This is a genomic window from Bacillus sp. FSL K6-6540, from assembly GCF_038007545.1.
This window is the reverse complement of the sequence record NZ_JBBOXH010000002.1, coordinates 13,964-37,576: the sequence shown is the minus strand read 5'-3', so window position 1 is coordinate 37,576 and position 23,613 is coordinate 13,964. Positions and strand designations below refer to the sequence as shown.

Annotated in this window: 24 protein-coding genes and 1 riboswitch; of the genes, 17 read left to right on the top strand and 7 right to left on the bottom strand. The window is 44.6% G+C overall.

Annotation, left to right across the window (positions count from 1 at the left end; all coding sequences use genetic code 11):
• Positions 1-107: 107 nt before the first annotated feature.
• From yvrH to MHH82_RS32645, 3 genes are all read left to right on the top strand, one after another.
• Positions 108-821, top strand: a complete 714-nt coding sequence (yvrH, locus tag MHH82_RS32655) for a two-component system response regulator YvrH (protein WP_003243545.1) — start codon at positions 108-110, stop codon at positions 819-821.
• Positions 818-2,560, top strand: a complete 1,743-nt coding sequence (gene yvrG / locus MHH82_RS32650) for a two-component system sensor histidine kinase YvrG (protein ID WP_003228489.1) — start codon at positions 818-820, stop codon at positions 2,558-2,560. The genes yvrH and yvrG overlap by 4 nt, the downstream gene beginning before the upstream one ends.
• A 71-nt stretch (positions 2,561-2,631) precedes the next feature.
• Positions 2,632-3,510, top strand: a complete 879-nt coding sequence (locus MHH82_RS32645) for an SMP-30/gluconolactonase/LRE family protein (protein WP_003228493.1) — start codon at positions 2,632-2,634, stop codon at positions 3,508-3,510.
• A 38-nt stretch (positions 3,511-3,548) separates the two neighbouring features.
• Here the strand turns inward: MHH82_RS32645 and MHH82_RS32640 are convergent, their stop codons facing one another.
• Positions 3,549-4,340 carry an SDR family NAD(P)-dependent oxidoreductase gene (locus MHH82_RS32640; protein ID WP_072175784.1) on the bottom strand — a complete coding sequence of 264 codons (792 nt, stop codon included), beginning with the start codon at positions 4,338-4,340 and terminating at the stop codon, positions 3,549-3,551.
• A gap of 153 nt (positions 4,341-4,493) precedes the next feature.
• Positions 4,494-4,632: riboswitch (cobalamin riboswitch) on the top strand.
• Between the two features lie 105 nt (positions 4,633-4,737).
• Here MHH82_RS32640 and MHH82_RS32635 point away from each other — a divergent pair.
• The 11 genes from MHH82_RS32635 (at position 4,738) to liaR (ending at position 14,752) form a co-directional block, all read left to right on the top strand.
• On the top strand, positions 4,738-5,682 hold the full coding sequence (locus MHH82_RS32635; protein ID WP_072175785.1) for an ABC transporter substrate-binding protein: 945 nt from the start codon (positions 4,738-4,740) through the stop codon (positions 5,680-5,682).
• Positions 5,645-6,706, top strand: a complete 1,062-nt coding sequence (locus MHH82_RS32630; RefSeq protein WP_019712959.1) for a FecCD family ABC transporter permease — start codon at positions 5,645-5,647, stop codon at positions 6,704-6,706. Before MHH82_RS32635 ends, MHH82_RS32630 begins: the two co-directional genes overlap by 38 nt.
• Positions 6,706-8,034, top strand: a complete 1,329-nt coding sequence (locus MHH82_RS32625) for an ABC transporter ATP-binding protein (RefSeq protein WP_072175794.1) — start codon at positions 6,706-6,708, stop codon at positions 8,032-8,034. The genes MHH82_RS32630 and MHH82_RS32625 overlap by 1 nt, the downstream gene beginning before the upstream one ends.
• Positions 8,035-8,056: 22 nt before the next feature.
• The gene (locus MHH82_RS32620) at positions 8,057-8,638 is read left to right on the top strand and encodes a cob(I)yrinic acid a,c-diamide adenosyltransferase (protein ID WP_038829330.1); all 582 of its coding nucleotides are present in this window, start codon (positions 8,057-8,059) and stop codon (positions 8,636-8,638) included.
• Between the two features lie 175 nt (positions 8,639-8,813).
• On the top strand, positions 8,814-10,082 hold the full coding sequence (locus MHH82_RS32615; protein WP_003228502.1) for an MFS transporter: 1,269 nt from the start codon (positions 8,814-8,816) through the stop codon (positions 10,080-10,082).
• A gap of 161 nt (positions 10,083-10,243) precedes the next feature.
• Positions 10,244-10,624 carry a cell envelope stress-induced membrane anchor protein LiaI gene (gene liaI, locus MHH82_RS32610; protein ID WP_038829327.1) on the top strand — a complete coding sequence of 127 codons (381 nt, stop codon included), beginning with the start codon at positions 10,244-10,246 and terminating at the stop codon, positions 10,622-10,624.
• A gap of 26 nt (positions 10,625-10,650) precedes the next feature.
• Entirely contained in the window at positions 10,651-11,328 is a 678-nt protein-coding gene (gene liaH, locus MHH82_RS32605) for a stress responsive protein LiaH (protein ID WP_015714684.1), read from the top strand.
• A gap of 100 nt (positions 11,329-11,428) precedes the next feature.
• Complete coding sequence (liaG, locus tag MHH82_RS32600) at positions 11,429-12,301, top strand: LiaG family protein (protein ID WP_038829326.1); 873 nt, start codon at positions 11,429-11,431, stop codon at positions 12,299-12,301.
• 33 nt (positions 12,302-12,334) lie between these two features.
• Complete coding sequence (gene liaF, locus MHH82_RS32595; protein ID WP_003228510.1) at positions 12,335-13,060, top strand: LiaRS two-component regulatory system accessory protein LiaF; 726 nt, start codon at positions 12,335-12,337, stop codon at positions 13,058-13,060.
• Entirely contained in the window at positions 13,057-14,139 is a 1,083-nt protein-coding gene (gene liaS, locus MHH82_RS32590; RefSeq protein ID WP_038829325.1) for a two-component system sensor histidine kinase LiaS, read from the top strand. Before liaF ends, liaS begins: the two co-directional genes overlap by 4 nt.
• Entirely contained in the window at positions 14,117-14,752 is a 636-nt protein-coding gene (gene liaR / locus MHH82_RS32585; RefSeq protein WP_021480575.1) for a two-component system response regulator LiaR, read from the top strand. Before liaS ends, liaR begins: the two co-directional genes overlap by 23 nt.
• Positions 14,753-14,759: 7 nt before the next feature.
• Here the strand turns inward: liaR and gerAC are convergent, their stop codons facing one another.
• Genes gerAC through gerAA form a run of 3 tightly spaced genes read right to left on the bottom strand, consistent with a single transcriptional unit; the run spans position 14,760 to position 18,392 of the window.
• Positions 14,760-15,881, bottom strand: a complete 1,122-nt coding sequence (gene gerAC, locus MHH82_RS32580; RefSeq protein ID WP_072175787.1) for a spore germination receptor protein GerAC — start codon at positions 15,879-15,881, stop codon at positions 14,760-14,762.
• Positions 15,878-16,975: a spore germination receptor protein GerAB gene (gerAB, locus tag MHH82_RS32575; RefSeq protein ID WP_032677048.1), complete on the bottom strand. Its 1,098-nt coding sequence runs from the start codon at positions 16,973-16,975 to the stop codon at positions 15,878-15,880. Before gerAB ends, gerAC begins: the two co-directional genes overlap by 4 nt.
• Positions 16,944-18,392 carry a spore germination receptor protein GerAA gene (gene gerAA, locus MHH82_RS32570; protein WP_032677049.1) on the bottom strand — a complete coding sequence of 483 codons (1,449 nt, stop codon included), beginning with the start codon at positions 18,390-18,392 and terminating at the stop codon, positions 16,944-16,946. The genes gerAB and gerAA overlap by 32 nt, the downstream gene beginning before the upstream one ends.
• Before the next feature lie 117 nt (positions 18,393-18,509).
• On the opposite strand from gerAA, the gene MHH82_RS32565 reads away from it, so the two are divergent.
• Together MHH82_RS32565 and fumC are read left to right on the top strand one after the other, a co-directional pair.
• Positions 18,510-18,695, top strand: coding sequence for a YvzF family protein (locus MHH82_RS32565; protein WP_003221676.1), 186 nt, complete (start codon positions 18,510-18,512; stop codon positions 18,693-18,695).
• Between the two features lie 66 nt (positions 18,696-18,761).
• Entirely contained in the window at positions 18,762-20,150 is a 1,389-nt protein-coding gene (gene fumC, locus MHH82_RS32560; protein WP_019712953.1) for a class II fumarate hydratase, read from the top strand.
• A gap of 39 nt (positions 20,151-20,189) precedes the next feature.
• Here fumC and MHH82_RS32555 read toward each other — a convergent pair whose 3' ends face one another.
• Positions 20,190-21,065 carry a TetR/AcrR family transcriptional regulator gene (locus MHH82_RS32555; RefSeq protein WP_003243192.1) on the bottom strand — a complete coding sequence of 292 codons (876 nt, stop codon included), beginning with the start codon at positions 21,063-21,065 and terminating at the stop codon, positions 20,190-20,192.
• Positions 21,066-21,232: 167 nt separating this feature from the next.
• Here MHH82_RS32555 and spxO point away from each other — a divergent pair, with 167 nt between their 5' ends.
• Complete coding sequence (spxO, locus tag MHH82_RS32550; RefSeq protein WP_003221681.1) at positions 21,233-21,397, top strand: anti-adapter protein SpxO; 165 nt, start codon at positions 21,233-21,235, stop codon at positions 21,395-21,397.
• A 27-nt stretch (positions 21,398-21,424) separates the two neighbouring features.
• Here the strand turns inward: spxO and cssS are convergent, their stop codons facing one another.
• Positions 21,425-22,780 (bottom strand): secretion stress-responsive two-component system sensor histidine kinase CssS, encoded by a 1,356-nt coding sequence (cssS, locus tag MHH82_RS32545; RefSeq protein WP_003228527.1) that lies wholly within the window; start codon positions 22,778-22,780, stop codon positions 21,425-21,427.
• Positions 22,777-23,454: a secretion stress-responsive two-component system response regulator CssR gene (gene cssR, locus MHH82_RS32540; protein WP_003228529.1), complete on the bottom strand. Its 678-nt coding sequence runs from the start codon at positions 23,452-23,454 to the stop codon at positions 22,777-22,779. Before cssR ends, cssS begins: the two co-directional genes overlap by 4 nt.
• Between the last annotated feature and the right edge of the window lie 159 nt (positions 23,455-23,613).

The window sequence follows — 23,613 nt, the reverse complement described above, 5'->3', positions numbered from 1 at the left end:
TTTTTTGCTGTTTTGATTTGCCAAGCTCCAATGTATTCAAAAATGTACCATAAATAAACGATATAATGATAAGATGAAAAAAAACAGTGACAGAAAGGAACATAAAAGTGGAAAATGCGTCAATTTTAATCGTAGACGATGAGAAAGCGATTGTGGACATGATCAAACGCGTTCTCGAAAAAGAAGGTTATCGAAATATACTGGATGCGGCAAGCGCAGAAGAAGCGATTCCCGTTGTGAAGGCCAATAAGGTTGACTTGATTGTGCTGGATGTCATGATGGGCGGAATGTCCGGTTTTGAAGCCTGCACATTGATCAGAGAGTATTCAGACGCTCCGATTTTTTTCCTGACGGCAAGATCATCCGACGCGGACAAATTATCGGGCTTTGCGGTTGGAGCTGATGACTATATCACAAAACCATTTAATCCGCTGGAATTAGCGGCGCGGATCAGAGCGCATCTCAAGCGTACATATCAATCGAAAGAAACGAGTTCAAATCAAACCTACACATATGATTACTTTACTTTTTCTCCGCAAAATGCCGAGCTGATCGTAGGCGGGGAAGCCGTTGCCTGTTCAGCCCAGCTTCTGCAGCTTTTGCAGTATTTTTGTGAACACCCTAACGTGGTGCTTTCCAAAGATCAAATATATGAAAAAGTATGGGGCTATCCTTCCTACGGTGACAACAACACCGTCATGGTACATATTCGCAAGCTTAGGGAGAAGATTGAGCGCGATCCGAGCAATCCGGAGTATATTGTAACCGTTCGAGGTCTCGGCTATCGTTTTATCCCAAATCCTGAAGGCAAGCGGTCATGAGGTTAAGATGGAAGTTTTTGTTTCACTTTTTCGGCCAGATGCTGATTGTGATCCTGCTGCTTACGGTTATGCTTGTTGCGTCGTTTTTCTATTTAGACGCTCGTTTTAGCGATGCGGAATCCAATTCAGGGCTGACGAAGGCAACGACCGACACACTTGAGGCATATCTCGATGTAAACGAAGACGGGACATGGGAAGTGGATAATTTCCTGAAGAAATCTGTTGATAAACAGCACGGCTGGATGCAAATCATTGATTCGGAAGGAAACACTGATTATTCCTACGGCGTGCCAAAAGACGTGCCGGGCACCTATACCAAGAAAGAGCTTTTGTCTATTTATAAAACCAAAAAGCTTCATAACTATAAACTGAATTATTGGGCCATCAATATTGAAGATAAGTCGTATCTTCTATTGTCCGGCTGGAAATCAAAAAGTGAACAGCTCCTGACTTCCGTTGAAAAGCGCGAACAAAAGATAGACTCGCTAGCGCACTATAAGTCCAGTACCGTCGACTATATTAAGCGGAAAAAAGGCGCCATTTACCTGTTAGACAGCAATGGAAAGATTCTCGACAGCATCAACAGCACAAAAAGCGAAAGAAAAACGATGAACCAGCTGGAGCTGCTTAAATACAGCTCTAAACCTTGGAACTATAAGCGGGAAATTTCCGTTAAGATCCTCAATAAAGACAGATGGATGGTCGCTACGGTGCCGAACCCTGTCTATGTAACCGATCAGGAGTTTAACAAATCGTTCCTGAAGGTTGTATTAAAAGCGATGTTTCTCGTGATGGCCGTTTTGTTCATGTATATCATTTGGATGACCGTTTGGTATATGTTCCGATTCGGGCTGCCGATTTTTCATACGATTAGATGGCTGGTCAATCTGTCAAAAGGGAAGCTTGAGGAGCCCAGAAACCGGGAAGGCCGTCCTGTCAGCAAAAATAAAAAGGGAAAAATCAAACAGCCGTACCGCTTCTTCGGTGAGATATTTGAATCAATGGATCAGCTGACTGAAACGCTGAGAAGGGATAAAAGAAACAGAGAAAAAATCCAGGCGACAAGGGAAGAATGGATTGCCGGTTTGTCACATGACTTAAAAACACCGCTCAGCAGCATTTACGGCTACAGCATGATGCTCGAGTCGAAGCAGTATGACTGGTCGCCGGAAGAAGTGAAAGAAATGGGGCAGGTTGTCAGAGAAAAATCTGAATACATGTCCAAGCTGATTGAAGACTTAAATTTAACGTATCGCCTGAAAAATGATGCTCTTCCTATTGAGAGAAATCTCACTAGCCTTATCCCGTTTTTTAAAAATGTCATTGAGGATTTTAAGAAAAATCCGTTTTCTGAAGGCTATGATATCTCGTTTGTATCCAAAGAAGAGCATATTGAATTTGCCCTTGATGAAGCGTGGTTCAGGCGCATATTAGAAAACCTCCTTGGGAATGCCGTGAAGCACAACGACAAAGGAACAGAGATTCAAGTCATTCTGGAGCAAACAAAAAATCATATATCTTTAAAGGTGAAGGACAATGGGAAAGGAATGGATGAAGAAACGATTACCCATTTGTTTAACCGTTACTACAGAGGGACGAACACAAAAGATTCAACTGCCGGAACGGGTCTCGGGCTCGCGATTGCCAAGGAGCTTGTCCATCTCCATAACGGAACGATCCATGTGAACAGCAGAATGAACATTGGAACGGTCATTACCATCCTTTTTAAAAAACAATAAACATCAAGTGGTTTGGACACCTCTTTGCCGGGAATAACAATATATAGACTGAAGCTAAAGAGGTGTAACACATGGATGCAGTATTGGAAGCAGACACTCGGGCAGTGATTGGAGAAGGCCCGTTATGGGATGAAGAAAACGGCCGCTTATATTGGGTTGATATCCTGGGGAGCGAGCTCCATATCTTTGACCCTGAAGAAAAAATCAACCGATCAATCAAATTCAAATCCTTTGTGACGGCGCTTGCGAAATATTCAAAGGATGAACTGATTATGACCATGAAGGACGGGTTTTACCTGTATCATCTTCGGGATGACAGCTTGGAAAAAATTAAACAGCCGAAGGACATGCATGAGAGCCTGAGATTTAATGATGCTAAATGTGACCCGTACGGAAGGCTTTGGGCGGGGACGACGAGCATGGAAGGCGAGCAAAAACAGGCGTCGCTGTACCGTTTGAATCTAGACGGCAGTCTTGTCAAAATCAAGGATCAAGTCTCCACCTCAAACGGTTTGGATTGGGACCGCGAGCGGAATTTGATGTATTACATCGACACGCCGACGCAGGAGATTGTGCGTTACAGCTATGATCCTCAAAGCGGAGATGTTTCGAATCCAGAACCTGTCTATCGTTTTGATCAGTCAGACGGATTACCGGACGGCATGACAATTGACCAAAATGGCATGCTGTGGGTGGCGCTGTTTGGCGGCAGCCGCGTTGTTCACATTGACCCGTTTCAGAAAAAAGAAATCAATTCAATCAGCGTGCCGGCTAAATATGTCACGTGCTGCGCGTTCGGCGGCAGAGACTTAAAAACCCTTTACATTACAACGGCAACAGAACAAATGACAGAAAAAGAGAGATACGAGCAGCCTCACGCTGGAGGGTTGTTTTCAGCACAACTGGAAACAGGCGGATATCAGCCGGTACCATTTGCTGGAGACGTATAAAAAAAACGCATCCGAAACACGGATGCGTTTTTTTTATACTACAGAGAACGGATAATGCCGCCTTCCACACGCTGTGCCGTGCCGTTAATGGCGGATGCGGCGTCAGACGCGAGGAATACGATTGTGTTAGCGACTTCTTCTGCTGTCGCGTATCGCTGAATAAGTGAGGTTGGCTCATTGACCTTGAAATAGTCTTTGATAAATGAATCTGTATCCTGGCCGGCTGCTTGTGCGGCACCTTCCATATAGGATGCCACGCCCTCTGTCCAAGTAGGTCCCGGGAGCACTGAGTTAACCGTCACATTTGTGCCTTTTGTCATTTCAGCCATTCCTCTTGAAAGGCTGATCAGCGCCGTTTTTGTCATTGAGTATGGAATCATCGTTGGCAGCGGTTTGACGCCTGCTTCACTTGCAATATTTAAAATGCGGCCGCTGTTTTTGGCAAGCATTTTTGGAAGGAAGTGACGGCTTGTCCGAACGGCGCTCATCACGTTCACTTCGAAATATTGATTCCACTCTTCATCTGTCACATCGGCGAAGTCTTTTACCTCGAAGAAACCAAGGTTGTTGACAAGGATATCGATATCACCGATTTCATTTACTTTTTCGATAAAAGCCGCTGCTTCATCTGTTTTTGACAAATCGGCAGCAGCACCGTGCACTGTTCCATAGCCAGAAAGCTCTTCAATGGTGCGATCGACAGTCTCCTGTTTGCGTCCGTTGACAATGACTGCCGCACCCTCTTGCAGAAAGCTTTTTGCGGCGGCTTTCCCGATACCGGACGTCGAGCCGGTGATTAAGACGAGTTTGTCATTTAGCTGTAAATCCATAAGAATCATTCCTTTTGATTGATGATGGTATTAAGTATACAAGATCAAATTTAGTGTTTACGAGGATTTTGCTCCCATACACAATACGGGGAAAAGTCATTCAGGACACATATACAAGCCTGTCAGTCATATAGTATAATTACTCCGAAAAAAGGATACGAATGTCAAATAGGTGCCGGTCCGTGAACAACAGCCGGCTTAAAAGGGAAACCGGTAAAAGCCGGTGCGGTCCCGCCACTGTAATTGGCCAAGCGCCAAGAGCCAGGATACCTGCCTGTTTGATCAGCACGAATTCTGCGAGGACAGATGATGTGTAAACAATAGGCTTTTTTGTGTTGTTTACAGCATCTTTACCGTCGTAGAGATGCTTTTTTAGTTCGTTTAGGAGGAAAAGATTATGAAAAAACGAGACGGGATATGGACTGCGCTCCTGTTGGCTGTTGTTATGCTGGCAGGCTGCGGCAATCCTGCGGATCAGAAGGATTCAAAGGCAAAACAAAAAACAGAAGCGTTTCCTGTCACCATTGATGATGCGTCAAATCAAGATGTAACCATCAAAAAAGAGCCAAAAAAGATTGTTTCATTAATGCCGAGCAACACAGAAATTACATACGCACTCGGCCTTGGTGACAAAGTGGTCGGTGTCACCACAAACGATACCTATCCAAAGGAAGTCAAAAAGGTTGAGAAAGTCGGAGATATGAATGTAAACGTTGAAAAAGTCATTTCTCTAAAACCAGATCTCGTTCTGGCCCATGAGTCTTCCATGTCAGCATCAGCAGATGCCATCAAACAGCTGAAGGACGCGGGCATTACAGTGCTGACTGTCAATGATGCACAATCATTCTCCGAGGTGTACAAATCAATCGAAATGATCGGAGAAGCTGGCGGGGCGGAGAAAAAAGCCGATCAGCTCGTGAAAAGCATGAAATCAGATCTAAAGGATATTCAAGAAAAAGCGAAAACCATTTCAAAAGACGAGGAGAAAAGCGTATTTATCGAGGTTTCTCCTGATCCTGACATTTATACAACCGGAAAAGATACGTTTATGAATGAAATGCTGAATGTCATCCATGCTAAAAACGCAGCTGCGGATCAGACAGGATGGGTGCAAATGACAGATGAGGCGATCGTAAAACTCAATCCTGATGCAATTGTTACAACGGACGGTGTGAAAGCGAAAGCTGTGGAAAAACGCGATGGCTGGAGCGAAATCAATGCTGTGAAACATCATCGTGTATATGATGTGGACCCTGATCTTGTGACACGTTCCGGTCCCCGTCTGATCGAAGGGGTCGAAGAACTTGCGGAAAGCATTTACCCGGATACGTTTAAGGAATAATCGTTATGCCGCATATATCATTGGTTTCTCATTTTTAGCCGTGAGCATCATCTTAGGAATTTCTTGCGGCAGCCTGCATATTCCTATTCCCGCTGTTTTTCGTGTCTTTTGGCATCAAGGCTTCGGCGGCTCTATCGGTTCTGATGATCCGATGTACACTAATATTATGATGAATATCAGACTGCCGAGAGTTGTGCTGGCCGCCCTTGTGGGGGCGGCTCTTTCTATTGCAGGGGCCGCTTTTCAAGGATTGTTGAAAAATCCACTTGCTGATCCCTATACGCTAGGTGTGTCATCCGGTGCTTCAGTCGGAGCTGTTGTGACTCTGTTCTTAGGTCTGCACCTTCCTGTCATCGGAGGGTTTACACTCCCGGTTGTGAGTGTAGCCGCGGCACTTGCCACGATGGCGGCGGTCCTTTTCTTCAGCCGCCTCGTTCATGCTTCGATGTCTGTTTCCACCCTCATTTTGACCGGTGTCATCACCAACTCTTTTTTAGGCGCATTTATTTCTCTTATCATCGCCTTGACAGGAGACAACCTGCTTCCGATTGTGCATTGGCTGCTTGGCAGCGTCTCAATGAGGGGCTGGAGCTATGTTATTTTGTTTCTCCCGTTTTTTCTTTTGGGAACCATTTTATTGATTATAAACGGAAGGGAACTGAACGTGATGACATATGGAGAAGATAAAGCAAAGCTTCTTGGAGTCAGCGTTCAGCAGAGGAAGATGATGATATTAATAGCAGGATCTCTTTTGACGGGAAGCGCTGTGGCAGTATCGGGCACGATCGGCTTTGTCGGCCTTGTGATTCCGCATATCACAAGGCTATTGTGGGGAACGGACCATCGGCATTTACTGCCGCTGTCCGCCTTGCTAGGGGCAGGGTTTCTCGTTTTAGCCGATCTGCTTTCCAGAACCATCATTGAGCCGATTGAACTGCCGATCGGGATCATTACGTCCTTGGCGGGAGCGCCTGTGTTCGCTCTTATTTTAATTCGGCAGCACCGCGGGAGGAGAAGCTTATGATGAAGGCAGAAGGGCTGTCGGGAGGATACGGCGACAGCCGCCTAATCAACAATGTCAGCTTAACAGTGGAGAAGGGAGAATTTCTCGGAATTCTTGGCCCTAATGGAAGCGGAAAAACCACGCTTTTGCACTTGCTGACAGGTACGCTGCCGGCCAAGGAAGGCAGCGTTTATCTGGCCGGAAAACTGCTGGCGGACTATAAACCGAAGGAACTGGCGCAAATCATGGCCGTCCTGCCGCAAAAAACGGATCAAGCCTTCACCTTTACCGTCGAAGAAACTGTAGCCTTTGGCAGATATCCATTCCAAACGGGACTGTTCAGACAGCAGACTGAAAAGGATAAAGCCATTGTACAGGAAGCAATGGAGCAAACAGGAGTGGCCAATTTTGCGCAAAGGCCGATTCGCGAACTAAGCGGAGGGGAACAGCAGCGGGTGTATTTGGCACAAGCTTTGGCGCAGCAGCCGCGTATTTTATTTTTGGACGAGCCGACTAATTTTCTCGATCTGGCTTATCAAAAAGACCTGCTTGATCTGATCAAATGCCTGACGAGAGAAAGCGGATTGGCAGCTGTCAGCGTTTTTCATGATCTGAACACCGCAAGCCTGTACTGTGATGAGCTCATGTTTATGAAAAACGGTGCCGCTGGTCCTAAGCAAAAACCGGAATATGCTGTCACAGAACAAAGCATAAAGGCGGTGTACGATACAGATGTCACCGCCTTGGTACATCAAAGCTCACCTAAACCGTTGATTGTGATTCAGCCTGAAAAAGATAGCGCGAAGCGGCAGTCTATCCTATTTGAAGCATTGCTCCAAGCGGGGCGTGATAACATTCTTCTGCAAACGGAAATCCCGCTTCGAACATTGTCCTCGACGCCTATCGGTGCAGGGTTTTCGTGGAGCAGGACGCTGATCCATAAACGGCTGCCAGATCAGCCAGATCCGCTAGAAGGACTTACGGCCTGTCTTTCAGAAAGCGGTTTTCAACTGCAGGAGACGTGTGCGATGGCTTCTTCAGAAAGACTTGACCGTTTCGTGTATCGAACGTATGAAGACAGAGAGTTATCCGTTTTCATATGCGTTCAGACCGGCTTTTCGATTTGGATTTTGATAAACGGCTATGCGGCAGATCAATTCTTCATCAAAGCTCTTATGGCTGCCGAAGCAGAACGGACGAAAGTGCTGGGAGACGGAAGAGGCACAGGTGATATTCTCATCGCCGCGACTCAAACTCAGCAATCCCAAAACATAGAACAGCGGCTGAACCAATTGATAAAGAAAGGGACAGCTGAATGTGTAAAAGAGGCTGCTGAGTTGTTTGAATAAGTCTGTAAAGGAGATTCAGGGTATGAAACTATATACAAAAACAGGCGATAAGGGACAAACGGGCTTAGTCGGGGGCAGAACGTACAAGGACAGCCTACGCGTCGAAAGCTACGGCACGATTGACGAGCTTAACAGCTTTATCGGGCTTGCTTTGGCAGAGCTTTCCGGGCAGCCCGGCTTTGAAGATCTGACAGCCGAGCTGCTGACCATCCAGCATGAGCTGTTTGACTGCGGAGGCGATCTGGCAATCGTCACAGAAAGAAAAGACTACAAACTAACGGAAGAATCTGTTTCCTTTTTAGAAACGCGCATTGATGCCTATACAGCAGAAGCGCCGGAACTGAAGAAATTTATTCTTCCAGGCGGATCAAAGGGTGCTTCGCTTCTCCATATCGCCCGCACCATTACAAGGCGGGCAGAACGAAGAGTGGTGGCGCTGATGAAATCGGAGGAGATTCATGAAACAGTGCTGCGTTATCTCAATCGTCTGTCCGATTATTTCTTTGCCACCGCACGGGTTGTGAATGCAAGAAGCGGTATTGGCGATGTAGAATATGAAAGAAGTGCCATTGTGTTTCGGGACCGAGACAGCAGTGAATCATAAAAAGTGAAAACGAAAGCCGGCGTGTTCAAATACATGCTGGCTTTTTTGTTTTTCACTCTGTCAATTTCCCATTTTACGACAAAAAATGAACCTTATGAATTATTGACTGAAAAATGGAAAAATGAGATATTGTAATAAATAGATGTAAAAAATAGGCAGTGGGGGGCTCTGATGGATGGTGAATTTAATTGAAAGTGATAGCATCTGGAAGAGAAATTTCAATTATCTGTTTTTCTCAAGAATAGTCAAGATATCCGGCGATATGTTCGCATTTAATTCAATATTATGGTTTTTAATTTATGACGGCAAAGGTGCGATCGGCACTGCTTTATTGATTGCTGTCACGTTTTTGCCGGAAGCCGTTCTGGCGCCTGTGACGGGGCCTTTTATGAAACAGACCACGCTGAAATTTTGGATGTACTTTTCAGATCTGACAAGGGCGGCGATTGTTTTGATCATCCCTCTATGTCATTTTGCGGGCTTCTCTCCGCTGTGGTTTGTCATGACGCTTATGATTGTGCATTCAGCTACTGGAGCTGCCTACAATCCCGCCTCTATCGCTTTGATTCCTCAAATCGTCAATGAACAGGGCATTCAAAAAGCAAACGCTGTGCTGCAATCCTCCGCTCAAATTGTCCGACTTGGGGCTGTCACATTATGCGGCGCTTTTCTTACGTTTATCAGTCCTTCTTATACCATGCTTATCGCACTTGTGCTCTATTTGGTGTCAGGTTTTCTCGTTCTTTTTATTAAGTACACTGCGGTTGAATCTCAATCAGAGTCTGCGGTTGTTACACAGAGAGGAACATATATCGGAAGACTGAAACGCGGCTTTAGGCTCGTCAGAAAACACCAGATTTTATATCCGCTCGCCATTTACTGTATCTTTATGAATTTCGCGGCTGCCCCATGGGAAGCGCTCTCTGCCGTATACGTTGCGGAAGATTTAAACGGCCAGCCAATCGTATACTCGCTTTTAAAGGCTACCACCGCCGCGGGCGCGTTTTTATTAGGGTTTGTGCTGGCGAAAGTCAAGGTAAACAGGTACGGCTTGTTATTCGTCACTGCCGGCATTATTGAAGGATTTGCTTTCTTTATTACCGGGATGAATACCTTTTTGCCGCTCGTCTTTTTCGCTGCTTTTACCTTTGGCGCCGCAGTCAGTGCTGTTAATGTTCCTGAGTACACGATTATCCAGACGTCTGTGGACAGTGAGGATCAGCCGCAGGTTTACGCCGTTATACATATGATCTCAAATATTTCGATCCCTGCTGGAGCTGTCATTTGCGGGTATGCCGCTAATGCTTTCGGCTCAGGAACAGTGATTGCTGCCGGCGGGATTGTCGAAATTATTGCGGGTATCGGAATCTTGCTGTTTACAAAACTGGCCAAAGCAGAAAGGTCCGACCTGATTAAAGAAAGGGAAGCAAGTGTTCATCTGTAAAGGGTTTTGAAACGCCATGCCTCGTGCATGGCGTTTTTTTGTGCCAATGGGTCCGGTGCGAGATACGACTCCGGTCTTATATAAAAATCAATCTCTGATTCGTTTTGCATATCTTCCAACTTGTATAAGATGAAGACAAGGAAAACGAAAGGAGGATCTGCATGAAGATCAACAAGAAAACAATAGGCGGATTCTTATTAATTGTATTTGGGATCTCTGTCTTTTTTGGAGGAGGAAGCTTCGGCTTTATCATCCCTCTCGCCATCGGGGGCTTAATGACATACGCAGGAGTCAAAAGGTTTGCCGCGGGAAAAACCATCACGGGAATCATCGTGGGCGGTATCGGGGCCATTATGCTCATCTGCTCACTTCCGTTTGTCGTCGGAATCGCATTGGCGGCCGCTATGGTGTATTACGGCTGGAAGCTGATGAAAAACGGATCAGCTGATAACGGTGTATCATCTTTTGATCCTGAACCGGCTTCTGCTGCCTACCAATCTCACTTTGATGACGAATGGGAAGAATTTTTGAAGAAAAAATAATATCAATATATTAGGAGGAATTAGGTATGGTATTAAAAAGAATCAGAGATATGTTTGTTGCGTCAGTTCATGAAGGACTTGATAAAATGGAGAATCCAAAGGTGATGCTGAATCAATATGTACGCGATATGGAAAGCGACATCGCAAAAGCAAAGCAAACAATTGTGAAACAGCACACGATTGCCTATCAATTTAAGAAAAAATATGAAGAAGCCGCTGAAGTGGCTGGCAAACGGAAAAATCAGGCACAGCTCGCATTTGACGCAGGTGAAGAAGAACTGGCGAAAAAGGCGCTGACTGAAATGAAGTATTTAGAAGGGAAGGCGGCTGAGCATAAAGCTTCCTATGAACAGGCAAACAGTCAGCTGGCTGATCTGAAAGAGCAGCTGGCTGCACTTGAAACAAAGCTTCAGGACGTAAAGGATAAAAAACAGGCGCTGATTGCGCGGGCAAATGCGGCGAAAGCTAAAGAGCATATGAATACGACATTTGACAAAATTGACAGTGAAAGCGCGTATCGTGAATTTTTGCGTATTGAAAATCGTATTGAAGAAATGGAAATCCGCGCGAATTATTCAAAGTCAGCGGAAGCCGGTGCAGAACTTACACGTAAAGAATTCGCAGACGATGTGGAAGCGGAGATTGAAAAAATGCGGACACTTTCACTGCAAAAATCAGACCAGACACAAGCGGCAAATGAATAAGCGGAACGGGGAAGGATTTGCGGTCAAGTCCTTCCCTTCCGCACGTATCAATTCGCAAGCTTTTCCTTTATAATAGAATGAATGAGAAGGATGAAACCGAATGAAAAAAATGCTTGGCAAACTGTTGATCACTGCCGGTATTCTGGTTTTTTTCGCTGTTGTCGTAAAAGATGTGTTTGCTGCAGGCTTAGGTTTCATAAATGGCACAGAAGCCGATTCAGCCAGCGCATCGCCGCGGGACATTGACAGCATGGTCATTGAGTCGGATAGCAAGGATGTCCGGATTATAGCGGAAGAACGAAATGACATATCGGCAGGCATTTCAGGAGACTCAGGAAAGTTATTTGTTACTGAAAACAAAAGAAAACTGGAGCTGACCGTAAAGGAAAAAGAATTTCAATTTTTGAATGGGTTTAACCGTTCAACTCTTATCGTCAGGCTTCCGTATGATTATAAAGGTGATCTGGCAGTACGAACCTCAAGCGGCGACGTGTCTGTGGCCGGGAATGACCATCTTGCGCTTTCCGGGCTGAACGCAGTATCTGCGAGCGGAAATACGAGCGTGACGGACATCCGCCTTCAAGACCTGAAAGTGAAGGCATCATCGGGGGATGTTTCCATTTCAAATACCGTCTCTAAAACAGCCGGCATTGATTTAGCTTCAGGGGACGCAAATCTGGTTCATGTATCAGGCTCTCTTGATGTGAAAATGACTTCAGGAGATTTTAATGCTGTATTGAAAAAGGTAACCGGTCCCGTATCTGTCACGCTGACAAGCGGTGATGCTAATGTAAGCCTTCCACAAAACGGCAGCTTTGCAGTCAATGCTTTATCAGTAAGCGGTGACGTCAGTTCGCCGTATTCATTTGCTGATAAAGCACATAAAGAACAGCATCACATCACAGGCACGCAAGGAAGCGGCCAGCATCCAATCGACATCAAAACGGACAGCGGGGATCTAGCGATACGGTAGCACTAGGCAGAAGAAAGGAGGCGGACACCAGGAATGACAAAAAAACAGCTTCTCGGATTGATCATTGCTTTATTCGGCATCAGTATGTTTTTGCAAATTATCGGAATAGGCGATCTGCTGTTTTGGCCGCTCTTTTTTCTGATTGCCGGCTATTTCCTTAAAAAATATTCCCGTGATTGGCTTGGCTCCGTCATGTATATCTTTGCCGCGTTTCTATTTTTGAAAAACCTCTTCAGCATCACCTTTAATTTATTCGGCTATGCGTTTGCCGCATTTCTGATTTACGCCGGCTACAGGCTTGTCAAAGGGAAGCCGATATTCGAACCGAATGAGAAACAGGTCAACCTCAATAAAAAAGAACATCATGATCCGCCAAAAGATGTAAAACATCCCGACATGCGCAGCTTTTTTATCGGTGAGCTGCAAATGATGAAGCAGCCGTTTGACCTGAATGATTTAAATGTCTCTGGTTTTATCGGTGATATCAAAATCGATTTATCTAAAGCGATGATTCCCGAGGGAGAAAGTACAATCGTCATTAGCGGAGTCATTGGTAACGTTGATATTTATGTACCATCGGACCTTGAAGTGGCTGTCAGCTCAGCTGTTTTTATAGGTGACATCAATCTGATCGGCTCGAAGAAAAGCGGATTAAGCACGAAGGTATATGCCGCGTCAACCGATTTCAGCGAGTCAAAGCGCCGTGTCAAAGTGTCCGTTTCCTTATTTATCGGTGATGTGGATGTGAAGTACGTATGAGAAAAAAACTGCTTGCCAGCCTCCAATGGCGCGCCATCCGCATGACAACGGGAATCAGCCTGCTCCTTTTTGTTTGCCTGATTTCCTTTATGATGTTTTACTATCGGCTCGATCCGCTTGTTTTGCTGTCATCAAGCTGGTTCGGAATTCCGTTTATCCTGATTTTGCTTCTAATCAGCGTGACCGTCGGTTTCGCTTCAGGATATATGTACGGCAACCGGTTGAAGACAAGGATTGATACATTAATTGAATCCATTTTAACCTTTGAAAACGGCAATTTCGCTTATCGGATACCGCCGCTCGGTGATGATGAAATCGGCCTGGCCGCTGATCAGCTGAACGAAATGGCGAAGCGCGTGGAGCTTCAAGTCGCATCCCTGCAGAAACTTTCCAATGAACGTGCGGAATGGCAGGCTCAAATGAAGAAGTCGGTTATCTCAGAAGAACGCCAGCGATTGGCTAGAGATCTTCATGATGCGGTCAGCCAGCAGCTCTTTGCCATATCGATGATGACATCAGCCGTGCTGGAACATGTCAAGGATGCTGATGACAAAACAGTCAAGCGGATCAGGATGGTCGAGCATATGGCAGGCGAAGCCCAAAATGAGATGAGGGCGCTGCTGCTCCATTTACGGCCTGTTACCCTTGAAGGAAAAGGGCTGAAGGAGGGCCTTACGGAGCTTTTGGACGAGTTCCGAAAAAAGCAGCCGATTGATATTGAGTGGGATATACAGGACACAGCAATACCCAAGGGTGTTGAAGACCACTTGTTCAGAATCGTGCAGGAGGCCCTTTCAAACGTATTTAGACATTCAAAAGCGTCAAAAGTAACCGTGATTCTGGGCATAAAGAACAGCCAGCTCCGTCTGAAGGTGATTGATAATGGAAAAGGCTTTAAAATGGACCAGGTGAAAGCATCCTCATACGGCTTGAATTCTATGAAGGAACGTGCAAGTGAAATCGGCGGGGTCGCCGAAGTGATTTCAGTAGAAGGAAAAGGCACCCAAATTGAAGTGAAGGTCCCGATTTTCCCGGAAGAAAAAGGAGAGAACGAACGTGATTCGAGTATTATTGATTGATGATCATGAAATGGTCAGAATGGGGCTCGCGGCTTTTTTGGAGGCGCAGCCCGATATTGAAGTCATCGGCGAAGCATCGGACGGCAGCGAAGGTGTTCGGCTTGCTGCGGAACTGTCGCCGGATGTCATTTTAATGGACCTTGTCATGGAGGGCATGGATGGCATTGAAGCTACAAAGCAAATTTGCCGGGAGCTTTCCGACCCGAAAATTATTGTGCTCACTAGCTTCATTGATGATGACAAAGTGTACCCGGTTATTGAAGCTGGCGCGCTCAGCTATCTGTTGAAAACCTCAAAAGCGGCAGAAATCGCCGATGCCATCCGCGCCGCAAGCAAGGGAGAGCCGAAGCTGGAGTCAAAAGTGGCGGGAAAAGTATTATCCAGGCTGCGCCACTCAGGTGAAAACGCGCTCCCGCATGAATCGCTGACGAAACGGGAGCTCGAAATACTCTGCCTGATCGCAGAAGGAAAGACAAACAAAGAAATAGGCGAGGAACTGTTTATTACGATTAAAACAGTCAAAACACATATTACCAATATTTTATCAAAGCTGGATGTCAGTGACCGGACGCAGGCGGCGGTGTACGCGCATCGAAATCATCTCGTCAAATAGGCGGCTCCTATTTGTTTGCGCCTTTCGTTCCGAAGTCTCTGACAATCACATTGACCCGGTAGTCTATTTCCGCATTGCTGAAATAATCATCATCCCATTTTCTTGCGATCTTTTTCCACTTTTGAGGATAATGAATTCTGACTTGGTTTCCCAATCCGGTCACATCCGCTTTGATCTCTTTCTGCAGCTTCTCTGTAATAAATGTCGTTACTGTTTTGTGTATTCGTTTTTCGACTGCCTTTTCAATGCTTTTAATATATGAATCCTTAAACGAATCTTCACTGGGATTCCAGTCCTCAGATAGACGACCTTCAATAGTGCGGGTGACGGTGAATTTGAACTTTCCGTCCTTATAGGCCGTCTTGATCTTCCGATTGCTCGAATATACTTCATAAGAAAAGAGATGGCCATCGCGCTTCAAGTCAATGACGCCTCCCTCGACAGTGCCTGAAAATAAGTTAATATTTTGAACCTCAATCGGGGTGAGATCCCGGTGCCATAATTTATTTTTGATGATAGAGGCTCCGTTTATCGCGAGCTTGCCGTTTTCCTTACCGACATGAGGGATGAGGAATGAATCGTCAGAGGTTAAGTGTTCTGAGATCTCCCCCAATGTAACTGGCTCCATCATTCTGATCGTCACCTTATTTTTCTCTGTCAGATCATATATCACGTTGGATGCGGGTTCGCCTTCATCATTCATGTTAAATATATCCTTAGTTCGGCCGTTGGTGATAAAGACATAGGAACTCCTCCTTGTTCCGTTGTCTCTGACAAACTGGTTAATGATCGCGTCCATTCCAATTTGATCCGCAATCACGCTTTTGGAAAGCAGAATGAGACGCAAATGCTGTGAAAACGTAGGATTATGCTTTAATGCAGAGGTTCTCATCATTTGATGGACAGTTTCACCCTTTGTGATAGAAAGCTGTGTCGGATCAGATGAAGAGCCCTCCTTGGCACTGATTTTTTTCGGCACGAGAATTTGCTGTGTCAGCTCTAAGTTTTCATCGTCAGGCTTGTCTAGCCCTACTCCGATCACTAAGCTTAATTCCTCGATATTCTCACTGTCCCAGCATCCGGACAGCAATAGGGTGCATATAAACATACATAAAATCCGGATTTTCATTTTGCTGTAATCCTCCTCTTGAGAGCTACAATGAAAAAGAGAATGAAGGGAAGCAGAAACAGGGAGACAAAAATATAGCCAAGATAATCGCTATACACCATGACTTGATTGGCGTCATCCGGCCAGAGAGAAAAATAAAAGACCGTTATGCCGATAATCACCATGCTTGTTTTAGTCGATAATCCGAATGTCTTCTTTAGCCCGTTAGCGGCAAAGTATCCGTAAATGACAAATGTGGTGAAAAACTGGATGATCCAGACCACCAGTAAAAACGATTCAAACCGTTCAATAAATATGCCTTTAAGCTCAAAGGACTGAAAGAGAGAAATAGTCGGCCAAATCAGCGTTTTTACCTCGGGAGCGGTCAAAGCTCCGACAACGATAATATACGTAAGGATATATAAGATAATCGGAATCAGAAATCCTAGAGACGCATATCTGAACGTGTATTTCTTTTTCTTCATATGTTCAGGAAGAAACAGCATCACTTCCATTCCTAAAAAAGAGATGGAAACGACGGTAAGGGAGTTTGCAATGGGTCCAAGGCCTTCGCCTAAAACAGGACGCAAATTATTAATATCAAAAATTTTAAAACTGATCCCAAACACAACCAGCAAAATAATAATGGTTACCGTTAAATAAAAGGGAAACAGCCGCGACACATCACTTAAACCCCCGACGATTAAATAAATACCGCAGCAAATAAACGTTAAAATAATGACTTGAATTGGGGTTCTCTCCAGCAGGAAAAACTTCACCATTTCAGCCATTGCCCGTGTCTCGAAGCTGGCTACGCCGAGGAAATAGCCGCAGATCAAAAGGCCGATGATGCTGCCGATCCATTTCCCAAGCCCTTCCTTCAAATATTCAAAGAGTGAAGGGTATTGATGTTTTTTCTGAATGAGCGTGTTTAAATAAATGAAGAAAATAAAAATGAAACTTTCTAATATCAGCGTGATCCAGCCGTCAGGCGTATTAGCCTTAGTGGTCAGCGCTCGCGGCAATGTTAAAAGTCCGGCCCCAAGCATTGTATTTGCAACAATAGAAATACCTTGAAAGGTATTAAGTTTCAGTGGAGTCTGTTTTTGGCTCATTTGGATTATTCGCCCCTTTTGGTTTGTTTTTAATTGGGAGACGGATAATGGAGTCATCCGTATTTTTCAGGCTAAAGAATCCGTTTGGCGAAAAATACGGAGACCCAAAGCTCGTTTGTCTCGTTAAGTGCGTATAAACGACAAGCATAAATAAAATAATGCCGTACAGCCCTAAAATAGCGGCGGAAAACATCGAAATAAAACGCAGCACCCGGAAAGACAGACCCATTCCGTATTGAGGAACGGTAAAGGATGCCAGGGCAATGACACTGACGACAATGACCATAATCGAACTGACGAGATTCGCTTCTACAGCAGCCTGTCCGATGACTACGCCCCCAACGAGGCCGATCGTCTGTCCGAGCGGATTGGGGAGTCGCAGTCCGGCTTCCCTTAGCAGCTCGATGGTGACTTCCATCAGCAGGGCTTCAAATATCGGAGGGAACGGCACGTTTTCCCTGTTCGCCGAAATTGTAACGGCGAGCGCGGTCGGCAGCAGCCCCTGATGGAAGGAAACAAGTGCTATATAAATCGATGACAAAAACAAGGTGATAAAGATAGAAGCAAAGCGCAGCGACCGGATAAGAGATGCTGAAATCCAGCGTTCATAGTAGTCATCCGGGGATTGCATCAGGATGCCGAGAGAAACCGGCACCAGCAGCACAAATGGTGAACTGTCGACCAAAATTGCCACACGGCCGTTAAACAGGGCTGAAGATACTTTGTCAGGTCTTTCCGTATTTTGTATCTGCGGAAATGGTGAATATTTATTATCTTCAATGAGCTCCTCGAGCGTTCCGCTGTCCTGGATATCTTCCAGCTGGATATTTTTAAGCCGCGCCTTCACTTCTTTTATGACGGACTTTTTCGCTTTGCCCTCAATGTACATAATGGCTGCGGGCTTCAGCTTGTTTTCGCCGATCATGATTTTTTTGGTGATCAATTTCGGATGAGAGGTTCTTTGTCTGATCAGAGCGAGATTTGTATCAATATCCTCTACAAACGCAACTTTTGGGCCGCGTACCACTTTTTCAGTTGTCGGCTCTGTCAGGCTTCTTGTTTTTTTCTTTCCTGTGGTCAGAATATAGGCTTTATCCAATCCGTTGATAAACACAGCACAATTGCCGTTGAGAATCGATTCAATCGTTTTTTTTGCGGTTTCAACAGGTCTTGCGTCAAGCTGGTCAAGGCGTTTTTTGACCTGGTCAAGCGTTAAGGTCTCCTCATCTTTAATTAAAGTTTTAATGGCTTCTGACACCTTATTCTCATCAGTCAGTTCACTGAAATAGAGATAGTAAAAAACCAGTCCGTTCGCAAGCATTTTTTTGTTTTTCACCAGATCATCGTTTTCTTTTAATTTTGGCAGCACCAATGCTAAATTATCGTGTATATATTCCTTAAACTCTGTTTGTTCCAATGAGGTCACCTCTTATCCAAAACCTTAGTAGAGGTTATCTTTTCCTGTTAAAAAAATGATATACTGTGTTAGAGTATTTCATGGAGTAAGTTTTTTTATGAAAGCGGAGGATACGAAGTGGCACAGGTAAGGCTAGCTGGAAAACAAGAAGAAATTGAACAGCTCATTAGATCATTTGAAAAGCATTATGATGTCTCTTATACATCAAAGGAGTACGGAAGGACGAATCCAAAATACAAATATTCAAAGGATTCCCGCGTATATCTTGAATTAAAATTAAAATCTGCCAAGATCGAAAAATAAAAAGGATTTTTTGTGTCATTGGCGAATTATGATCTATTGAAGCAACCGTTATGGAGGGATACATAAATGGAATACAGAATTGAACGAGACACCATGGGAGAAGTAAAAGTTCCTGCTGATAAATTTTGGGGCGCCCAAACACAGCGAAGCAAGGAGAACTTTAAGATCGGTTCTGAAAAAATGCCGATGCGTGTTGTGAAGGCGTTTGCAATATTAAAACGAAGCACAGCTCTAGCTAATAAACGCCTCGGCAATCTGGATGCTGAAAAAGCAGAAGCGATTGCAGCGGTTTGTGATGATGTGCTCAAAGGCAAGTACGATGACAACTTCCCGCTTGTCGTATGGCAGACCGGAAGCGGCACACAAAGCAATATGAACATGAACGAAGTGGTAGCCAACCGTGCGACTGCTTTATTAAATGAGAAGAACTCTGATCAAACGATTCATCCAAATGATGACGTGAACCGAAGCCAAAGCTCAAACGACACATTCCCGACGGCGATGCATGTTGCCGCTGTTTTGGCTGTTTACGAGCAGCTTGTGCCGGCGCTTGATCAGCTTCGCAATACACTGGATGAAAAAGCAAAAGCATACAATGATATTGTCAAAATCGGACGCACGCATCTTCAGGATGCTACGCCACTGACCCTCGGACAGGAAATCAGCGGATGGGTTCACATGCTGGACCGTTCGAAGGAAATGATTTTGGAAGCGACAGATAAAATGCGTGCGCTTGCAATTGGTGGAACGGCTGTCGGAACGGGTATCAACGCCCACCCAGAGTTTGGAGAGCTTGTCTCAGAAGAGATCACTAAGCTGACCGGCCAAACGTTTAGCAGTTCACCGAATAAATTTCACGCGCTGACAAGCCATGACGAAATCACTTATGCGCATGGCGCATTAAAAGCGCTTGCGGCTGACTTAATGAAAATCGCGAACGATGTCAGATGGCTCGCAAGCGGACCTCGCTGCGGCATCGGGGAGATCGTCATTCCTGAAAATGAGCCGGGAAGCTCCATTATGCCTGGTAAAGTCAACCCGACACAAAGCGAAGCGTTAACAATGATCGCAGCGCAAATCATGGGGAACGATGCGACAATCGGCTTTGCTGCGAGTCAGGGAAACTTTGAACTGAACGTGTTTAAGCCTGTTATTATTTACAACTTCCTGCAATCTGTGCAGCTGCTCAGTGACGGCATGAATTCATTCCATGATAAATGTGCTGTCGGTATTGAGCCTAATAAAGAAACCATTCAGGAAAACCTGTCAAATTCATTAATGCTTGTTACGGCGCTGAACCCGCATATCGGTTATGAAAACGCGGCGAAAATCGCCAAGCTTGCACATAAAGAGGGATTGACGCTCAAAGAAGCAGCTTTGAAGCTTGAATTGCTGACAGAGGAGCAATTTAACGAAATGGTTAAGCCGGAAGACATGGTAAAACCAAAGGCGTAATAGTAAGAAAGAACGGCTGCTTTTTAAGCAGCCGTTCTTCTAAATATGTTGCTGTTTTAATAAATATTTAAGCTGTTCCGCATCTTTGGCGAGAGCTTCAGACTCCGTCAGATTATGAATCATTCCTTTTATGATCGCCAGCTTCGGTGTTTTTTTCTTCATTTCTGCTTCAAGTATGTCCAAGCTCTCCGATAATTCAAGAGAGGAGTTTGTGTTTAAGCTGTTAATTTTGTCACGTAGGCTTTTCACAATCGATTCAGTCAGCGGGTCAGGCCGTCCGTGCGTAAGAGGCCCGAATAAAGAGCTCGCCTCTTCCAATGTGATGAAAGGCTTATCGTTTCGTTCAGACATGCCTTTTACCATATCATCAATTCGATTCATAATGATATCAGCTAATTGAGACGGCTTCACAGTGTACCCGAGCAAAATCATGCATTCCAGGTAAATCTGGCTGATGCCCTCTATTAAAAAACAAAGCTCAGCAGTGTACGGTTCCGCTTTTTTTCCATAGATGTTCAGCAGGCTGTCGATATGAAATTGAAGTGAGGACTGGCGGATTTTTTTTGCGCATTGCTCCACTTCTTCTGTGTAAGGCAGAGAACCCTCCTTCAACTGCATGCTGATAAAATCTTTGTGTTCAAGAATGTTTTCATAGAGGACGGTCAGCTGTTTACGGTAAGCCGTTCTGGGGCTGTCGCCCTTCGTTTTAATATTTAAAATTCGGGTAAACGTTTTATCATAATAGTAGTTCAGCATAGAGAGAAGAAGCGCTTCTTTCGAAGGAAAATAAATATAAAAAGCGCCTTTAGATATTTTGCACTCTTTTGCGATTTCCTGGACTGATGTTGAGTTGTATCCTTTTTGGGCAAATAGTTTTAAGGCTGTTTCAATAATCAGTTTTTCTTTTTCCTTCAATGGTTCCACCCTTTCGGAGCCCGGAGGCCTGCTAGGATATGACCATGTAGTCACACCGTCTGTTATAAAATTAACCTTATTGTAACTTGTTTTTTTATCATGTATTATTTATATTATAAATTGAGATGACCGAATGGTCAAAGCTCAAGCGAAAGGGTGAATCTAGAATGAGAGAATTGGACGAAATGATCAGCCGCTTGCGAAACAGAGGAATCAAAGTGGAGAAAGTCAAATATCCGAAGCAGACCTTGTCAGAGAAAAAATGGGTTCATCAATGCAAACAGCCGCTCAAAACAAATTACAGAGATTTTAACGGCTATTCTTTCACATAAAAAAATAGACTGCAAAACATCTACAGTCTATTTTGGCACTGCTATGCGGTACGTTACACCCGTTTTGTCATTTTCAATTGAGATAGATGCCTTATGAAGAGTTAAAATTCGTTTTACGATGCTTAGACCAATGCCGAATTCGCCTTTCTTCCCTTTATTAAAAGGCTCATAGAGGCTGGAGAGCATCTCATCTTCAATATGCGGACCGTCATTTTTAATGGTGATCACGATATTTCGATCATCTTGTTTCATGCTGATTTCTATTTTTGTCTCAGCATAGCGGATTTGATTTTCCAGAATGTTTTCGAGGAGTTTGTTCCATTGCTCCGGATCGCCCGGCATCAAAATATCCTCTTCTACATCAATTTCCCACGATAGTTCTTTCCGCGCCCACTTCAATCGTTCGATGACTTCTTCTGTCACTTCCACAATACTGAACATGTCGTGCTGCACTTTTTGCTTCGCTAAATAATCCAGCTTCGTTAAATATAATAAATCCTTTATTTTTTTCTCCAGCTTAAGGGCTTCGCATTCAATAACATCTACAGTGTTTTCAAGGTCTCCTTTAGGAAAAATCCCGTCTTTAATTGATTGTGTATAGCCTCTGATGACCATGACCGGCGTTTTTAAATCATGAGAGATATTTTGCAATAGAGTTCTTTCTGTTTCATCCTTTTGCACAAGCTTTTGGCGCATCTCTTCGATGGTATGGCCCAATTTGCCGATTTCATCTTTCCGATCCACTTTTACTGGGTCATCCCAATCCTGTTCAGAAATCCGTTTGACGTGTTTTTCAAATGATACAAGAGGCCTTGATAAATACTTTGCAAGCCAAATAGCCGGAATCCAGCTTAATAAAATGACGACAGCTATAATAAACAGAAGCTGTTTGAACAAGGTATAGGCCAAATCGTCCCGATAAGAATCAAGCGCGTAAGAGAGCATCATCGCTGATTGTCCATTGACGGAAAGTCCCTTTTTAATGACAAAAAACACTTTCTCTCCATTGACGTCGGCGCTGTAACGTTTCTTTTTAGCTTCCTGCTTATCAGCCAGCTTGTACACCTTGTGGATAAATGAAGATGACAGAATGCTTAAATCCTTGTCTGAAGAAGCCTCTTCATTTTCAGGAAGGAGCACGTGCTGTACGGAGCGGACAGTTGTCGGCGCCGTCGCTTCCTCGCTGTAATAGCGCCTTTCAATCGAACCTGGCAGGCGGTACTCTGTCAGCACATGCTGCTCATTTTCAATCGTCGTATACGTTTCATTAGTGAAAAAATCTCGCAGCGTGTTTGAAAATAACACAAGCAGTAAAATCGATATCGCTAACAGGATGCCGGATATGACAACCCATATCTGAAACGCGAGCGGCTTGTTTTTCATGATGACATCATCCTGTAGCCGAAACCGTAAATCGTCTCCACCTTCAATTCAGGCATCTTTCTGCGCAGTCTCCGGACGAGATCATCAACGACCCGATCTGTTCCGAAGTAGTCATGTCCCCACACTTTTAGGAGGATATCCTCACGAGAGTATGGATGCCCTTTATGATGGATAAATAATAGCAGCAGATCAAATTCCTTTGACGTCAAATTGATGATATTCCCGTTTTCGTCATAAACCTCGCGGGCGTCTTCAGCAACCCGATACGAGGAGACGGCAATTTCATTTTTTTGGACAGGAGGAGCTTCCTTATATACGAGCTGCAGCAGCTTTTGCACACGGATAATCAGCTCCCGCGGCAGAAACGGCTTGGAAATGTAGTCATTGCTGCCAAGCTCTAAGCCAAGCACTCTGTCAATATCCGCATCTCGGGCGGAAATAAAAATGACCGGCACGTCAGGATCTTTCGCCTTGATTTCTTTTATTAATGTATAGCCGTCGGTATCCGGCAGCATGATATCGAGAATCCATAGGTGGGGAGACGGTGTCATTTTCTTTCTGGCGTCTTCACCTTTCGTAAAAGATGTAATGTTCCAGCCCTCATTCTCTAAATACTTCGTCAGCAGTTCATTCAGGTTATCCTCATCTTCAACTAGATAAATGGTGTATGACAAGGCTCTTCACATCCTTTCAACGTCATTATAAACTAGTTTTAACATACGGCAGGCAATTTTCATAATTTCACATATTCTTTTCATTTTTATCCCACAATGTTTGTTTATGATATGTATAAGGGAAGAAAGGAAGAGAAAAAGAGCGAGGAAGATGTAGGA

What these genes read in the sequence shown, in the direction of transcription:
- MHH82_RS32615 (WP_003228502.1), top strand. Translation starts at nt 8,814, where the DNA reads ATGGTGAATTTAATTGAAAGTGATAGCATCTGGAAGAGAAATTTCAAT.
- liaF (WP_003228510.1), top strand. Translation starts at nt 12,335, where the DNA reads ATGACAAAAAAACAGCTTCTCGGATTGATCATTGCTTTATTCGGCATC.
- yvrG (WP_003228489.1), top strand. Translation starts at nt 818, where the DNA reads ATGAGGTTAAGATGGAAGTTTTTGTTTCACTTTTTCGGCCAGATGCTG.
- spxO (WP_003221681.1), top strand. Translation starts at nt 21,233, where the DNA reads ATGAGAGAATTGGACGAAATGATCAGCCGCTTGCGAAACAGAGGAATC.
- MHH82_RS32620 (WP_038829330.1), top strand. Translation starts at nt 8,057, where the DNA reads ATGAAACTATATACAAAAACAGGCGATAAGGGACAAACGGGCTTAGTC.
- MHH82_RS32625 (WP_072175794.1), top strand. Translation starts at nt 6,706, where the DNA reads ATGAAGGCAGAAGGGCTGTCGGGAGGATACGGCGACAGCCGCCTAATC.
- liaH (WP_015714684.1), top strand. Translation starts at nt 10,651, where the DNA reads ATGGTATTAAAAAGAATCAGAGATATGTTTGTTGCGTCAGTTCATGAA.
- MHH82_RS32635 (WP_072175785.1), top strand. Translation starts at nt 4,738, where the DNA reads ATGAAAAAACGAGACGGGATATGGACTGCGCTCCTGTTGGCTGTTGTT.
- gerAB (WP_032677048.1), bottom strand. Translation starts at nt 16,975, where the DNA reads ATGAGCCAAAAACAGACTCCACTGAAACTTAATACCTTTCAAGGTATT.
- liaS (WP_038829325.1), top strand. Translation starts at nt 13,057, where the DNA reads ATGAGAAAAAAACTGCTTGCCAGCCTCCAATGGCGCGCCATCCGCATG.
- gerAC (WP_072175787.1), bottom strand. Translation starts at nt 15,881, where the DNA reads ATGAAAATCCGGATTTTATGTATGTTTATATGCACCCTATTGCTGTCC.
- liaG (WP_038829326.1), top strand. Translation starts at nt 11,429, where the DNA reads ATGAAAAAAATGCTTGGCAAACTGTTGATCACTGCCGGTATTCTGGTT.
- MHH82_RS32640 (WP_072175784.1), bottom strand. Translation starts at nt 4,340, where the DNA reads ATGGATTTACAGCTAAATGACAAACTCGTCTTAATCACCGGCTCGACG.
- liaI (WP_038829327.1), top strand. Translation starts at nt 10,244, where the DNA reads ATGAAGATCAACAAGAAAACAATAGGCGGATTCTTATTAATTGTATTT.
- MHH82_RS32645 (WP_003228493.1), top strand. Translation starts at nt 2,632, where the DNA reads ATGGATGCAGTATTGGAAGCAGACACTCGGGCAGTGATTGGAGAAGGC.
- fumC (WP_019712953.1), top strand. Translation starts at nt 18,762, where the DNA reads ATGGAATACAGAATTGAACGAGACACCATGGGAGAAGTAAAAGTTCCT.
- cssS (WP_003228527.1), bottom strand. Translation starts at nt 22,780, where the DNA reads ATGAAAAACAAGCCGCTCGCGTTTCAGATATGGGTTGTCATATCCGGC.